Source organism: Microtetraspora sp. NBRC 13810 (genome assembly GCF_030268685.1).
Classification (GTDB): domain Bacteria; phylum Actinomycetota; class Actinomycetes; order Streptosporangiales; family Streptosporangiaceae; genus BSRQ01.
In genome coordinates this window covers 491,155-504,793 of the sequence record NZ_BSRQ01000003.1, presented here as the reverse complement: position 1 = coordinate 504,793, position 13,639 = coordinate 491,155, and the positions used below count along the sequence as shown (strand labels likewise).

Below are 13,639 nucleotides of genomic sequence, written 5' to 3'. Positions count from 1 at the left end.
CCGCAGCATGCGCCCCGCCCTTCCAGGGCGCCTCGACAACCGCTCGAACGCGGAGCGCACACCGCCTGGCCTACTCGACGTGAATCGAACGGGTCGGGCAGCCCCGCGCCGCGCTCCGCACGTCGTCGTGCAGCCCGGCGGGCGGGGCGGGGTCGATGACCTCGACCGCGCCCTCCTCGTCCTGGTCGAAGACCTCCGGCACGCGGTAGACGCACAGGCTGCTCACCGCACACGTGTCCTTGGTCGCGCTGACCTTCATCGTCATCACCGTTTCCCCGGGCCTCCGGACGTCCACACCAGCACTGTGCGGCCTTGCCATCGTGGGCGGCTCGAGGGCCGGTGCAGCCGCGGGCGCGCGACCTTCGAGCGAGGTTCCATACCGGTGCGGCATATTCGCGACCACGCGGCCGGAGACGGGCCGGAGAAGGGAAGGACGGCATGCCGATGACGAGCACGGCACCCGATGTGAACTCCGCGCAGGGCATCCTCCAGCTCGGCAACGCCTTCGCCCAGGCGCAGGCGGTGCTCACCGCGGTCGAGCTGGACCTGTTCACCGCGCTGGACGCCGGTCCGGCCACCGGGCAGGACGTCGCCGCCCGGCTCGGGCTGCACGGCCGCGGGCTGCGCGACCTGCTGCGGCTGCTCGCCGCGCTCGGCCTGCTCGAAGAGGAGGACGGCCGCTTCGCCAACGCCCCCGGCGCCGCCCGCCACCTCGTCGGCGGACGTCCCGGCTACGTGGGCGGCGCCCTGCTCGGCGCCAAGGCGAACCTGTACCACCTGTGGGACGGGCTGGCCGAGACGCTGCGCAGCGGCCGGCCGCGCTCGGCGGCGGACGGCTTCGCCGCGATGCTCGCCGACGGGCGGGAGCTGCGACGCTACGTGCGCATGATGGAGGGCTCCCTGGAACCGCTGGTGCCGGGGCTGCTCAAGGCGATCGACTGGGCGGGGCGCCGTTCGGTGCTGGACGTCGGCGGCGGGCGGGGCGCCCTCGCGGGCCGGCTCGTCGCCGCGCACCCCGGCCTGGCCGGGCACGTGTTCGACCTGCCGGAGATGGAGCCGCTGTTCGGCGAGCACATGGCGGAACTCGGCCTGACCGGCGCGGTGCGGTTCCACGCCGGCGACTTCTTCCGCGACGAGCTGCCCCGGGCCGACGTGCTGGTCCTCGGGCACATCCTGCACAACTGGCCGCCCGAGCGGCGCGGGGACCTGATGGGCGCGGCGTTCCGCGCGGTCAACCCCGGCGGCCTGCTGCTGGTGCACGACCGGATGCTGGACGACGGGCGGCCCGGCGTCGACAACCTCCTGGCCAGCCTGATCATGGCCCTGGTCACCGAGGGCGGTTCGGAGTACCCGGTCGCCGAACTGGCCGGCCTCGCCCGCGACGCCGGTTTCGCCGCCGTGGACCACCGTCCGCTCGCCGAGAACGAGACCCTGGTCCTCTGCCGCAAGGCCGCCTGACGCCCCGCGGCCACGGGTTCGCGCCAGCATGCCGTACGGCCCGCCCGCCGGGGGGATCGGCGGGCGGGCCGTACGTCCGGGGGGCGCCGCGGCGCCCCCCGGGGTCGCGGATCAGCTCGCCTTGCGGGCGACCACCAGCGTGTCGTCGTCACCGAGCAGCCGGTCCTCGACCGAGGCGAACCCGGCCGCCTCGGCGTGCCCGCGCAGCTCGGCCACGGTGTACTCCGAGCCGCCGTCGGTCACCAGCAGCATGTCCAGGCTGATCACCAGGTTCTCCACCCGGCTGGAGGCGCGGTCGAGCATGCGGTCGTAGACCAGCAGCACGCCTCCGGGGTTGACGCTCTCGTACGCCTTCTCCACCAGGAACTTCCGCTGCTGCTCGTCCCAGTCGTGCAGCACGTGGCCGAGGACGACGATGTCCGCCGACGGCAGCGGGTCGGTGAAGAAGCTGCCGCCGTGGAAGGACAGCTTGTCCGTCAGCCCCTGCTCGGCCGCCTTCTCGTCGAAGAAGGGCGACATCTGCGGCAGGTCGAACACCGCGCCGGACAGGTGCGGGTGGGCCTTGACGATCTGCGCGACCAGGCCGCCCCGGCAGCCGCCCACGTCCAGCACCGACTCGTAGCCGGTCCAGCCGTCGTAGGCGTCGATCAGCTGCGGGCCGAGGACCCGGGTGAGCGCGTCCATCGAGTTGATGAACTGCGCCAGGATGTGCGGGTTGTTCACCACGGCCTCGAAGTCGCTGCCGGACTGCGGCTCGCCGGTGCGCAGCGCCTCCGACAGCCTGCCCCAGGCGGGATACAGGTTGCGGTTGGACCGCTCGATGAACCCGCCGATGTAGGAGTCGGAGCCGCGCACCAGATACCGGTCGGCTCCCGGGCCGTTGCGGTAGCGGTCGCCTTCCCGCTCCAGCAGCCTCACCTCGACGAGGAGGTCGAGCCAGTCGGCCAGGCCGCGGCCGTGCAGGCCGAGGCGCTCGCGGATCTCCTCCGCGCCGGCCGGTCCTTCGTGCAGGGTGGTGAACAGCCCGAGTTCCACGGCGGTCAGCAACGCCTTGGCGTCGCAGAAGGAATTGGCCAACCGCAGAATCCCGGCCGGACGGCTGGTGTCCGTAGTAGTGCTCGTCACTGGCGCGGCTCCATTCAAGCTTGGGAGAGGTTCGTCTCGTTGATATCGATCTTCCGCATGGACCATTTGGCGATCTTCAAGGACATCTCGGTGGCCTCGGTCGCGTAGCCGACCATCTCCCGCTGGTAGCCGGCCACGGCGTCCGCCAGGGACCGCTCCCCGCGGGCGGCCGAGGTCAGCGCCCGGCACAGCGAGACGGCGTCGCGCAGCGCGGTGTTGGCCCCGACCCCGCCGGTCGGCGGCATCGTGTGCACGGCGTCGCCGAGCGGGACCACGTTCACCGTGTCCCAGGGCTCCACCGGCATCGTGGCGCGCAGCGCGAGCGGGTAGGTCTCCTCCGGCTCGGCGTGCGCGAACACGCCCCGCAGGTCCGGGTGCCAGCCGGAGGTGCGGTCCAGGACGAGGTCGCACAGCTCCCTGCCGGTCATGGCGAAGAACGTGTCGTCGTCCAGCCCGAGGATGTCCCGGTGCACGCTGAACACCGACATGTAGTAGTCCTCGGCGGCGTCGAACTCCAGGCCGGGCCACAGCTTCTCGGCGGCCGGCCGAGGCTCGGTCCTGAACACCATGGGCATCAGCGCCAGGCGGAGCCCGTTCGAGCCGGTCACGTTGACGAACCGGTCGCGCAGGGTCTCCGGCAGCCCGGCCTCGATCGCCTTCGCCCTCGGCGTGCGGGACAGGATCGCGCGCACGCCGAGGTCGACCGCCCGGTAGTCCGGCCGTACCTGGGCGCGCACCTGGGAGTTGGCGCCGTCCGCGGCCACCAGCACGTCGCAGGTGTCGGAGCCGCCGTCGGCGAAGTGCGCCACGATCCGGTCGCCCGCCCGCTCCCACCGGGTGAACCGCCTGCCGAAGCGGACGACGTCGTCCAGGCCGGCCAGCAGGATGCGGCGCAGCGTCACCCGGTCCACCGCGTCCACCTTGTCCGGCGCGTCGCCGCGCGGATCGTCGAACTGCGGGGCCCACTGCGGTTCGAGCCGCTCGTCGTAGGCCGCGAGTCCCTGTTCGTGCCGTTCGTTGGCGGTCGCGGTGAGCAGGTCCTGGGCCCGGGGGGGCAGGCAGTCCCGCAGGGCGCGCTCGCCCTCCGGGCTGATCCGCAGCCGGTATCCCTGCATCCGCCCGGCGGCCGACTCGTCGCGTTCGTACACGGTCACGTCGCCGAGCCCGGCCCGCTTCAGCCCCTGGGCCAGCGCCAGGCCGCCGATGCCGCCGCCGATGATGATGATCCTTGACGGCCGGTCCTGGCCGCGGGGGGTGTCCATGGGGTGCCTTTCGAGTCAGCGCAGCACCACGTCGGCGATCCGGTCGAGGTGGGCGGGGTCGGCCGTGCAGGACAGCAGCAGCAGCTCGTCGCAGCCGTTGGCCGCGTAGCCGTCCACCACGTCGCGCAGCCTGCCCTCGTCCGTGATCGCCCCGGCGGCCAGGTGCTCGGCCATCGTGCCCATGTAGGCGTAGTAGCTGAGCATGTGCTCGGTGGCGAGCTCCTTGCCGCCCGGGCCCAGCGACACGTAGCAGTTGGCGCCCATCCGCGGCGCGCCCTCGCGGCCCTCCTCCTCCCACAGCCCCTTGAACCTGGTGACCAGGTCGGGATACTTGTGCGGCGGCCCGCCGGGGGAGATCCACCCGATGCCGTGCTTCGCGGCCCGCCGCAGCCCGGCCGGGGAGTGCCCGCCGGCCCAGAACGGGATGTCGCCCGCCGCCGGCCGGGGGCCGACGCCCGGCACCGGGCCCGCGCCCCGCCAGACGTCCTTGAGCTCCTCGATCATCGCGTCCAGGCGGCGGCCGCGGGTCCGGTAGTCGGTGCCGGTCGCGAGGTAGTCGTCCTCGCGCATCCCGGCGGACACGCCGACGATGAGCCGCCCGCCGGACAGCCGGTCCAGACTGGCGAGCTGCTTGGCCAGCTCCACCGCGCTCGGCCGGTAGGCGGCCAGCAGGATCGCGGTCACCAGCTTGATCCGCTCGGTGACCGCGGCGGCGGCGGAGAGCGCGACGATGCCGTCGTAGTTGTCGTAGACCATCCGGTCGACCACCGTCAGGCTGTGGAACCCGAGGCGTTCCGCGCGGCGGGCGAACTCGACCAGCTGCCTGCCGTCGGCACCGGGCACGGTGGTCGGCAGGGCGACTCCGATATCCATGACGCTCCTTCGGGGATCTCGCGAAGCCGGCGTGCGGCCCATCACCGGCGCACGGCGTCGGCGACGGGCCGCCGACGTGTGTAAGTGTCCGGCCGGATGCTGGGGCCGCGGTCGAGCCCCGGTCGAACGCCGCGGCGGTTTCGCGGCGGCGGCGGGCCTGTCGCGCGCCTCCGGGCCGTGCGCAGCGGAATTCCGTTTTCCGCCGCGTTTCCGGTGAAATCAGCGACCGCCGTCGAGAGCCACTCAAAGACACCTCGAAGCGCATTGCGCTGAAATTCCGCCTTTTCTATGTTCGGGCGGAAAACGATGCTCCGAAAGTGTGGAGGGATGATTCGTGAAGCTGGGCGCGATCATTGAATGGATGGACGATCTCTCCGATTTCCGGAGCCTGGTCCGACTGACCGACGACCTCGGGTACGACCTCATCGGCGTCGGCGACACGCCGGCCCGCGCGTACGAGTTGTACGTCTCGCTCACGGTGGCCGCGCAGGAGAGCAGGAACGCCACCCTGACGCCCATGGTGACCACGCCCTTCCTGCGCCACCCGGCGGCGACCGCGACCGCGATCTCGACGCTGCACCGGCTCACCGGCGGGCGGGTCATGCTCGCCGTGGGGAACGGCGGCAGCACCAGGCGGGTCGTCGGGCGGACGCCGGTCGGCACCCCGAGGGAGCTGCGCGACTACGTGGCCGCGGTGCGCACGATCCTCGCCGGCGAGTCGGCGCACGTGGACGGCTACGACACCGAACCGCTCACCCGGGTCCGGGCCATGCCGGTGTACCTCGCCGCGGACTACCCGAAGAGCCTGCGGCTGGCCGGGGAGATCGCCGACGGGGTGGTCACCACCGTCGGCATGTCGGCCGAACACGTCGAGCGGAAGGTGCGGACCGTCCGCGAGGCGGCGGAGAAGGCCGGGCGCGACCCGGACGCGGTCGAGATCTGGGGGTTCGGCTTCATCTCCATCAAGGACACCCGCGCCGAGGCGAACGCCGAGATCGGCGCGGCGCTCGCCTCCGACGTCGCCCTGCGCCTGAAGGCCCCGCACATGCGCGCGCTCATCCCGCCGGCGCTGCTGGGCGCCGTCGAGGAGATGGAACGGCGCTACGACGTCTGGGACTTCGCCGTCGGCGGCAAGAACGCCAGGCTGCTGGAGGAACTCGGCCTGGTGGACTTCGCCCTCGGGCTCACCGGCATGACGGGGACCGTCCCGGAGATGGCCGCCCACCTGCGCGTGCTGGAGTCGCTCGGCGTGTCCGGCGTGCTGGCGGCCGTCCCGGTCCTGGCCGACCCGGCCGGCACGCTGCGCAGGCTCGCCCAGGCGGCCGCCGCCTGATTCCCCGCCCCGGAAGGCGATGACGGCCCACGTCGCACGACGTGGGCCGTCATCGCGTTCCCGGTCCGGCGCCTCAGCCGCCGGGCCGGGCCTCGACGGAGCGCAGGCCGAGCCGGGGCCGGGTGACGAGGTACAGCCCGCCGACCGCGTTGGCCGGGTCGAACGGCGACTGCTTCATCTCGTGCACCCGGTTGAGGTTGTTCAGCGGGTTGGGGTCGCCGCTGCCGGACCCGTGCAGGTGGTCCTGGACGAGCCGGTACGCCTGCTCGGCGTCGTTCATGTCGGCGATGCCGGTGACGATGCGGTCGAAGGCCGCCTGCACGTGCAACTGGTCGCGCTCGCCGGGGGACAGCCGCTGCGCGTTGTAGAAGTGGTGCTCCTTGCCCCGGTAGCTCTCGTAGAACACCGACACCAGGACGAGCAGCCGCTGGTAGGCGTGGTGGTACACGGTCTGGTAAAAGCGCCTGGCGTCCTCCTCGGCGACCTCCCCGCGCAGCACGCTGGACAGGCTGGCCGCGCCGAGCATCGCGCTGTACGTGGCGAGGTGGACGCCGGTGGACAGCAGCGGGTCGAGGAAGCACGCGGCGTCGCCCGCGAGCAGGTAACCGGGACCGGTGAAGTCCTCGGCGACGTAGGAGTAGTCCTGCTCGACCTTCATCCCGCCCACCTGCTCGGCGCCGTCGAGCATCTCCAGCACGGTGGGGCACTTCGCCAGCGCCTCGTCGTAGACCGCCTGGATGTCGCCGTCCAGCCGGCCGCGGCTGTCGTTGAACAGGTCCCGCCCGGTGACCAGCCCGACGCTGAGCGTCCCGTCATGGAGGGGGATGGCCCAGAACCAGCCGTCCGGGATCGAGCACACCGCGATGGCGCCGCTGGGGCCCTTGCCGAGCGGCTTGGCGTTCTTCCAGTACGTCCACGCGGCGACGTTGCGGAACACGTCATGGTAGCGGCGGTTCCTGAGGTGGCGGGTGGCCAGCACGCCACCGCGTCCCGAGGCGTCGATGACGTGCCCGAAGGCGATCCGGCCGGTGCGCCCGGCGTCCTTGGTCTCCTGCCAGCGCGCCGCGACGGCCCGGTCGCCGTCGAACTCGATGTCGCGGACGGTCACCCCCTCGACCACCTCGACGCCCATCTCCCTGGCGTGGTCCAGGAGGAGCTGGTCGAACTCGCTGCGCACGACCTGCCAGGCGTTGGGGGTGTCGTCGCCCATGTTGCTGAAGCGCACCTCCCACTCCTCGGGGCCCCACTGGAAGAAGGCGCCGCCCTTGGGCTGGAAGCCGTGCGCCTCGACCTTGTCCCAGACCCCGAGCATCTCGAAGATCGGGCGACAGGACGGCAGGATGGACTCGCCGATGTGGTAGCGGGGGAAGCGGTCGCGTTCGAGGAGGGTCACCTGGAACCCCTCGCGGGCCAGCAGGCCGGCCGCGGTCGAACCCGCCGGGCCACCGCCGATGATCAAGATCTGGGTGGATTCACGCATGACCTCATGCTCGCCGCGCGGGTTGGAAGACCGCTCGAGCGCCGTTGGACGGCGGCGGCCCCGCCTCCCCGGGCGCCGGACCGGCCGCCAGCGCGCGCCGACCGCGGTCCGACCGGCGCCACCGTCCCCGCGTCAGCGCGACGCTCCGGCGGCCGGGGCCGCGCACACACGACAGCCTCCCCCGGGCGGGAGAGGCTGTCGGTAGGGCGTCGCGGGCGCTAGGGGCGGACGCAGGGGCCCTGGTAGGCGCCGATGCTGGGCGACCAGAACGGGATGCGGAAGCCGTAGAAGTCGACGCCGCCGTCCCGGGGGACGGACACGCCGGCGCCGAGCGCGGGGGAGCCGCAGGCGAGCCGGAACCCCTGGGTGGGCCGCGGCCCGGTGGCGGCCGGATCGGTGAACCGCGGGTCGCCGGTCACCGCGCGGGTGTCCCCGGCGGGCACCGACGCGAGGTTGTGGTAGAGGTTGCCCTCGTAGACGCTCACCGGGTCGTCGATGGTCGAGCCCTCGGGCCGGCCGGCGAAGATGTTGTTCCGCACCGCCATCGGCGTCTGGTGCAGCGTGCCGACCAGCGCCTTGGCCGCCGGGCTGTAGATGACGTTGTTGTAGATCTTCACGTCCGGGATCGGGATCTCGCAGCCGTTCGCGATGACCGGGATCTCGAACGTGCCGCCCAGCAGCAGGTCCTTGTCGTTCTCGCTGATGTTGTACCGGATCGTCGCCCCGTCGCTGTACGTCCCGGTGAACGCGCACATCAGCATGAACGGGCCGTCGTTGTCGTGGCTGTAGTTGTACTGGTAGACGATGTCGGAGTTGGCCGCGTCCACGCTGAACGAGAACGACGGCGGATTGGCCGCGCCGCCCGTCACCTCGTTGTGCTGGATCACCGCGCGATCGGAGTTGAACGCGACGATCGCGGCGTGCGACTGGGTGGCGCGCACGCCGAAGCCGTCCACGAAGTTCCGCTCCACCACCGGGTCCACGCCGTTCTGCACGAGGATGCCGTCCCCGCCCATGTCGGTGAGCCGGTTGTCGTGGATGTGCACGTCCCTGATCGGGACGTAGGTGTTCGTGCCGGCGGGATAGAGGGGCAGCCGGTGCGACCACTGGGAGACGGCGCCGATCCCGGTGTTGTCCACGCCGGACACGGTGTTGCCGAAGACCTTGATCCCGGTGAAGCCGGTCGCCGTCTCCGACCCGGCCGCCTTGAACAGGATGCCGCCGCTGTTCTCCAGCTCCGGCTGGAGGCAGTCGCAGCCGGGCACGTCGTGCACGTTCACGTCGCGGACCACGTAGTTGCGGCCGATGCCGTAGTTCTCCAGCAGCACGTAGATGCCCACCCGCGGGGTGCCGTCGGCGGGACCGGGGTTGGAGACGTCGAGGTCGCGGATCACCCAGCCCTGCACGTTGCGCAGGAAGACCGTCGCGCGGGCGCCGCCGCCGACGATCGCCGGGCGGGCGCCCTGGCCGTAGGCGCCGAGGGTGATCGGCTCCCCGGCGGTGCCGGAGCCCTTCGGCTGGAGGACGCCGTCACAGGTGGTGCCCCTGCGCAGGAGGATGGAGTCGCCGGGCTGGAAGGTCACCGTGTTGACGCGGTCGATGGTCCGCCACGCGGTCGAGGGGGACGTGCCGGAGGCGGCGTCGTTCCCGGAACCGCAGTCGAGGTGGTACTGCTTGCCCGACTTGTGGGCCGGTGCGGCCTGTGCGGGGGAGACGGGCGCCAGAAGCGAGATGCCGAGGCTCATTCCAACCGCGATCACGAGGTGACGTAAGACTCGTCCCCGGCGCCGGGCGCCACGGGACCTTTCCACCGGGCTCGGTGTCATACCCATGCCTCTTACTCCAAGGTGGTGACGTGCGCGTGTGGATCGGTCCCGTCCCACCGGACGCGTCACCGCCGGTGGGACGGGGCCGATCGTCAGCCGTAGGCGCGAGTGTGGTGGGGTCCGCTCGAGGCGTGCTCGAGCCGGGCGCCACCGGCGGCCTCCTCCACGCCCCACCGCTGCCGCCGCCACGCGGCCTCGGCGAAGGACCACTCGTGCCTGGCGGCCAGCAGGAACTGCCGGACGAGCTCGGCCCGCTCACCGGCCGAGCACTCCGCGCCCACCTCGTCTACCAGCGCCAGATATGTCTCGACGTAGTCCCGGTAGCCGTCCCAGGGACAGTACTGCTCGATCCATCCGGCGTATCGCGAATCCGGTGCACACCGGTCTCGCAGGTCGCCGGAGACGGTGAGATGGAACCAGGTCATGGGCAGCAGCCCGCCGACGCCGCCGGCGAACGACGCCGCGGGCGCCGCCAGCATGAAGGACGTGTACCCGTGGATCGCCGGACCCTGCGTCGCGGGGGCGTCGCCGGGCCGGCCGAGTTCCGCGGCGAGCCCGGCCAGCTCGGCGGCCAGCCTGGGCAGCGAGCCGAAGGTGGCGCTCGCCGCCGAGGCCAGCAGGGCGCCGTGCGCGTCGTGGCCGGCCAGCGCCGCGCACCTCGCCATCGCCCGCGCGTACGCCGGCACGACGTACCGGGCGTCCTGCTCGGCGAAGTACCACAGGGACGCCGGCGGCAGCGTGCCGTCCCGCAGCCCGGCCCAGAAGGGATGCTCCTTGATCTCGGCCAGCACGGGCCCGGCCACCGCCGCCAGCTCGTCGCGCATCATCGCCGCACTCCGCCGCCGGCCGCGCCTCAGCGCGCCGCCGCGGCGGAGTCCACCGCGGGCTCCACCGAGACGGGGTCCGAGACGGGGTCCGAGAGGGGGTCCACCACGACGGGGTCCACCACGAGGGGGTCCGCCGCGCCCGCCACCCGGCTGAGCACGTCCTCCAGCGCCTTCTCCGGCTCGGGCAGGTCAGCGCCGGCCCGCCAGGCCACGAACGCGTCCGGCCGGACGAGGACCGCGCCGCGCGGCGAGACGCCGTACGCCGCGGCCCAGTCGGCGTCCACCGGCTCGCACTCCCCGCCCGCCCCGATCCGCACCACGCGCAGCGGTACGGCGGTGCGCCCGGCCAGCCTGGACGCCGCCTCGTGCCACGCCGTGTCCTCGGTCCCGGTCAGCAGCACGAACGAGTCCCAGAACAGGTCGATCGTGGACAGCCGTTCGCCGTCGCGTGCCAGCCAGACGTGCGGCGCCCGGGTGCCGGGCTCCCCGGCGAGCTCCAGCGGCGCCTTGAGCACCGGCTTCGGCCCGTCGGCGACGACCGACCGGGAGGTGTACCGGTAGCCGAGGGTGATGATGATGTCGTCGACCATCTGGGCCCGCACCTCCGCGGAGGCGTGCCCGTGCCGGATGCGGTTGCGGACCATCGCCTGCTCGGCCATCGCCGCGCCCACCGCGTGCCGCTCGTCGTGGTAGGTGTCGAGCAGTCCGGGGCCGGCCCAGCCGTTCAGCGTCGCGGCGAGCTTCCACGCCAGGTTGTGCGCGTCGTGGATGCCGGTGTTGGCGCCGAAGCCGCCGGCGGGCGGGTGCACGTGCGCGGCGTCCCCGGCGAGGAACACCCGGCCGGTCCTGAACCGCTCGGCGACGAGCTGGGATCCCTCCCAGGGGACCTTCGCCATGATCTCGACGTGCATGTCCGGCCTGCCGGAGGCGGTCCGCACGATCTCCACGCAGCGTTCGTCGGTGAAGTCCTCCGGGGTCTCGCCGCGCTCGGGGTGGTACACCGGGGCGGCCAGCCACGGGTCCCTGCCGTGCAGGCGGGACAGCCCGGTCATCGTGCCGCCGGCGGTGGCGTAGCACAGGATGAACGGCCGGTCCGCGAGGATCTCCTCCAGCTCGGGCGCGTGGAAGTAGATGCTCAGCGCGTTGAACACGGTGCCCCGGCCGGACCGGGAGACGCCCAGCAGCCCGCGCACCGTGCTGCCCGCGCCGTCCGCCCCGATCAGGTACTTCGCCCGGATCGTCGTCGTCCCGCCGGTGCGGATGTCCTCGACCGTCGCCGTGACGCCGTCGTCGTCCTGCTCGATCGAGCGCAGCCGGGTGAAGAAACGGACGTCGCCGCCGGACTCCTTCGCCTTCTCGGCCAGCACCACCTCGTACCGGTCCTGGCCGCAGCCCATGACCCGCTCCGGGCTGATGGCCGGGCCGTCCAGCGACGGGGCCTCCAGGACCTCCGCGTCCGCGATCTCGGCGAAGGTGTTGACCCGCAGGATGCCGCCCTCGAAGAAGGGGTGGGAGTCGCCGATCTCCAGGGCCCGGATCTCCCGGCCCAGCCCGGCGGCCCGGAAGAGCTCCATGGTGCGGGCCTGCAGGCCGGGGGCGCGCGGCAGCATGGACGTGTCGGACCGCTTCTCCACGACCAGCGTCCTGACGCCGTGCCCGCCCAGGAAGACCGCGGAGGACAGCCCCACGGGACCGGCTCCCACGATCAGTACGGGAACCTCCTCGTCGTACATCAGATCCCTCCGTCGACGTTGATCGTTTCGCCGTTCACGAACCGGGACAGGTCGCTGGCCAGGAACGCGACCACGCCGGCGATGTCCTCAGGGACGCCCAGCCGGCCCAGCGGGATCATCTTCTGGTAGCGCTCCCGCACCGGCGGCGGGGTCGGCTCCTCGGTCTCCACCGGGCCGGGCGCCACCACGTTCACCCGTAGCCCGCGCGGGCCGAGCTCCTTGGCCAGCGAGCGGGTGAGCCCGGTGAGGCCGGCCTTGGAGGCGGTGTAGTGGGAGCGCAGCGGGATGCCCACGGTCGCCACCCGGGAGCCGACGAAGATGATGGAGCCGCCGGACGACAGCAGCGGCAGCGCCCGCTGCGTCACCAGGTACGGCCCGCCCAGGTTGTTGTCCACCACCCGGCGCCACTCCTCCACCGGCAGCTCCGCGAACGGCACGTGGCTGATGACGCCGGCGTTGTGCACCACGGTGTCCAGGGCGCCGAACGCGACGCGGCACTCCTCGACGAGCGCGTCGACCTCGGCCGGGTCGCTCACGTCCGCCTTGACGAGCCGGTGGTCGCCGGAGGTCTCCTTGAGCTCGCGGGCCAGGCTGGTGACCGCCTCGCTCTCCGTGCGGTAACACGTCACCACGTCGGCGCCCGCGCGGGCCAGGCCGAGGACGATGCCCCGCCCGATGCCGCGCGAGCCCCCGGTCACGAGCACTTTCTTACCTGTCAGCTTGAGTTCCATCGTTCCCCTGCCGTTTCTGTGACTTGGTGACCGGGCCGTGCGGGCCGCTCAGAGCAGGACCGCCGCGCCCGCCAGGTTGGCGACCAGGGCGGCCATCGAGAGCACCACGCGCACCTGGTTCCAGCTCTTCCAGGCGGCGCGCGGGTCGCGCTCGGCCCAGTCCCGTGGCGGGCTGGCCGGGTCGAGCGCGGTCACGTACCTGTTGATCGGGACGTTCTTGAACAGCGAGATCGCCATGAGCACCACGAGCAGCGCGGCGGCGGCGCCGAACAGGACGGACGAGCCCGTCCCGCCCGGCTCGCCACGGACCAGCACCGCGAGGGCGACGTCCAGCCCGAACGCCACCACGTTCGTGATCGGCAGGAACGGGTCGTAGCGCGGCCACATGAACTTGATCAGATCGACGTATCCCGCGTACGGCAGCCTGAGAGCGTGTGCCGCCAGCCCGATCGCGTTGCCGAGCATGACGCCCGCCGCGATGCCGTTCGCGAACAGGGCCAGCGGCACGAGCGCCTGGATCATTCCAACGCCTGCCCGCTCGCGGCCTCCTCGACCAGGCCCTTGATCCGGTTCATCTGGATCGCCGTGTTGCGGTTCAGGTGCTCGGTCATCCCGGCGTCGTCGGCCGGCGCCTGCGGCTTCATGTGGAAGTCCTGCACCCAGCGCATCCGCACGCCGCCCTCGACCTCGCGGTACTCCCAGAAGATGTTCATGTACTCGAACGGGCCGGTCTCGATCCGGTGCGCGCGCACCTCGCGCCTCACCGGGTCGGCGGTCCGCCTGGAGACCCAGCTCCACACCTTGCCGTCCTCGTCGGGGTGCATGGTGAGGCGGAAGGTGACCGTGTCGTCGCCGCGTTCGAGGATCTCCGCGGCGGCGTACTCGCTGAACAACTGGGGCCATGACGCGACGTCGTTGGTCATGTCCCAGACCAGCTTCATCGGCGCGTTGATGACGATCGCGTTGTCGGTGTGTCCTGCCATGATCTCTT

13 protein-coding genes are annotated in these 13,639 nt (G+C 72.3%); 2 read left to right on the top strand and 11 right to left on the bottom strand.

Annotated elements, in window-relative coordinates:
• Window positions 1-70: 70 nt before the first annotated feature.
• Window positions 71-265: a ferredoxin gene (locus tag QSK26_RS09415; RefSeq protein WP_285774626.1), complete on the bottom strand. Its 195-nt coding sequence runs from the start codon at window positions 263-265 to the stop codon at window positions 71-73.
• 179 nt (window positions 266-444) lie between these two features.
• On the opposite strand from QSK26_RS09415, the gene QSK26_RS09410 reads away from it, so the two are divergent.
• Window positions 445-1,458 carry a methyltransferase gene (locus QSK26_RS09410; RefSeq protein WP_285774625.1) on the top strand — a complete coding sequence of 338 codons (1,014 nt, stop codon included), beginning with the start codon at window positions 445-447 and terminating at the stop codon, window positions 1,456-1,458.
• A gap of 111 nt (window positions 1,459-1,569) precedes the next feature.
• Here the strand turns inward: QSK26_RS09410 and QSK26_RS09405 are convergent, their stop codons facing one another.
• Genes QSK26_RS09405 through QSK26_RS09395 form a run of 3 tightly spaced genes read right to left on the bottom strand, consistent with a single transcriptional unit; the run spans window position 1,570 to window position 4,718 of the window.
• On the bottom strand, window positions 1,570-2,583 hold the full coding sequence (locus QSK26_RS09405; protein WP_285774624.1) for a methyltransferase: 1,014 nt from the start codon (window positions 2,581-2,583) through the stop codon (window positions 1,570-1,572).
• 14 nt (window positions 2,584-2,597) lie between these two features.
• Window positions 2,598-3,845, bottom strand: coding sequence for an FAD-dependent oxidoreductase (locus tag QSK26_RS09400; RefSeq protein WP_285774623.1), 1,248 nt, complete (start codon window positions 3,843-3,845; stop codon window positions 2,598-2,600).
• A gap of 15 nt (window positions 3,846-3,860) precedes the next feature.
• Entirely contained in the window at window positions 3,861-4,718 is an 858-nt protein-coding gene (locus QSK26_RS09395; RefSeq protein ID WP_285774622.1) for an LLM class flavin-dependent oxidoreductase, read from the bottom strand.
• A gap of 361 nt (window positions 4,719-5,079) precedes the next feature.
• Between QSK26_RS09395 and QSK26_RS09390 the strand changes: the two genes are divergently transcribed.
• Entirely contained in the window at window positions 5,080-6,051 is a 972-nt protein-coding gene (locus tag QSK26_RS09390) for an LLM class flavin-dependent oxidoreductase (protein ID WP_285774621.1), read from the top strand.
• Window positions 6,052-6,124: 73 nt separating this feature from the next.
• Here QSK26_RS09390 and QSK26_RS09385 read toward each other — a convergent pair whose 3' ends face one another.
• From QSK26_RS09385 to QSK26_RS09355, 7 genes are all read right to left on the bottom strand, one after another.
• Entirely contained in the window at window positions 6,125-7,531 is a 1,407-nt protein-coding gene (locus QSK26_RS09385) for an NAD(P)/FAD-dependent oxidoreductase (protein WP_285774620.1), read from the bottom strand.
• Window positions 7,532-7,749: 218 nt separating this feature from the next.
• Window positions 7,750-9,291 (bottom strand): right-handed parallel beta-helix repeat-containing protein, encoded by a 1,542-nt coding sequence (locus tag QSK26_RS09380; protein WP_285774619.1) that lies wholly within the window; start codon window positions 9,289-9,291, stop codon window positions 7,750-7,752.
• Between the two features lie 158 nt (window positions 9,292-9,449).
• Entirely contained in the window at window positions 9,450-10,184 is a 735-nt protein-coding gene (locus QSK26_RS09375) for a TenA family protein (RefSeq protein WP_285774618.1), read from the bottom strand.
• Window positions 10,185-10,210: 26 nt separating this feature from the next.
• Entirely contained in the window at window positions 10,211-11,917 is a 1,707-nt protein-coding gene (locus tag QSK26_RS09370; RefSeq protein ID WP_285774617.1) for an FAD-dependent monooxygenase, read from the bottom strand.
• Window positions 11,917-12,648: an SDR family NAD(P)-dependent oxidoreductase gene (locus QSK26_RS09365; protein ID WP_285774616.1), complete on the bottom strand. Its 732-nt coding sequence runs from the start codon at window positions 12,646-12,648 to the stop codon at window positions 11,917-11,919. Before QSK26_RS09365 ends, QSK26_RS09370 begins: the two co-directional genes overlap by 1 nt.
• Window positions 12,649-12,696: 48 nt before the next feature.
• On the bottom strand, window positions 12,697-13,170 hold the full coding sequence (locus QSK26_RS09360) for an anthrone oxygenase family protein (RefSeq protein ID WP_285774615.1): 474 nt from the start codon (window positions 13,168-13,170) through the stop codon (window positions 12,697-12,699).
• Window positions 13,167-13,631, bottom strand: a complete 465-nt coding sequence (locus QSK26_RS09355; RefSeq protein ID WP_285774614.1) for an SRPBCC family protein — start codon at window positions 13,629-13,631, stop codon at window positions 13,167-13,169. Before QSK26_RS09355 ends, QSK26_RS09360 begins: the two co-directional genes overlap by 4 nt.
• Window positions 13,632-13,639 lie beyond the last annotated feature (8 nt).

Coding starts and splice junctions, on each gene's coding strand:
- QSK26_RS09365 (WP_285774616.1), bottom strand. CDS start 12,648: ATGGAACTCAAGCTGACAGGTAAGAAAGTGCTCGTGACCGGGGGCTCG.
- QSK26_RS09360 (WP_285774615.1), bottom strand. CDS start 13,170: ATGATCCAGGCGCTCGTGCCGCTGGCCCTGTTCGCGAACGGCATCGCG.
- QSK26_RS09415 (WP_285774626.1), bottom strand. CDS start 265: ATGACGATGAAGGTCAGCGCGACCAAGGACACGTGTGCGGTGAGCAGC.
- QSK26_RS09355 (WP_285774614.1), bottom strand. CDS start 13,631: ATGGCAGGACACACCGACAACGCGATCGTCATCAACGCGCCGATGAAG.
- QSK26_RS09395 (WP_285774622.1), bottom strand. CDS start 4,718: ATGGATATCGGAGTCGCCCTGCCGACCACCGTGCCCGGTGCCGACGGC.
- QSK26_RS09385 (WP_285774620.1), bottom strand. CDS start 7,531: ATGCGTGAATCCACCCAGATCTTGATCATCGGCGGTGGCCCGGCGGGT.
- QSK26_RS09400 (WP_285774623.1), bottom strand. CDS start 3,845: ATGGACACCCCCCGCGGCCAGGACCGGCCGTCAAGGATCATCATCATC.
- QSK26_RS09410 (WP_285774625.1), top strand. CDS start 445: ATGACGAGCACGGCACCCGATGTGAACTCCGCGCAGGGCATCCTCCAG.
- QSK26_RS09370 (WP_285774617.1), bottom strand. CDS start 11,917: ATGTACGACGAGGAGGTTCCCGTACTGATCGTGGGAGCCGGTCCCGTG.
- QSK26_RS09375 (WP_285774618.1), bottom strand. CDS start 10,184: ATGATGCGCGACGAGCTGGCGGCGGTGGCCGGGCCCGTGCTGGCCGAG.
- QSK26_RS09390 (WP_285774621.1), top strand. CDS start 5,080: ATGGACGATCTCTCCGATTTCCGGAGCCTGGTCCGACTGACCGACGAC.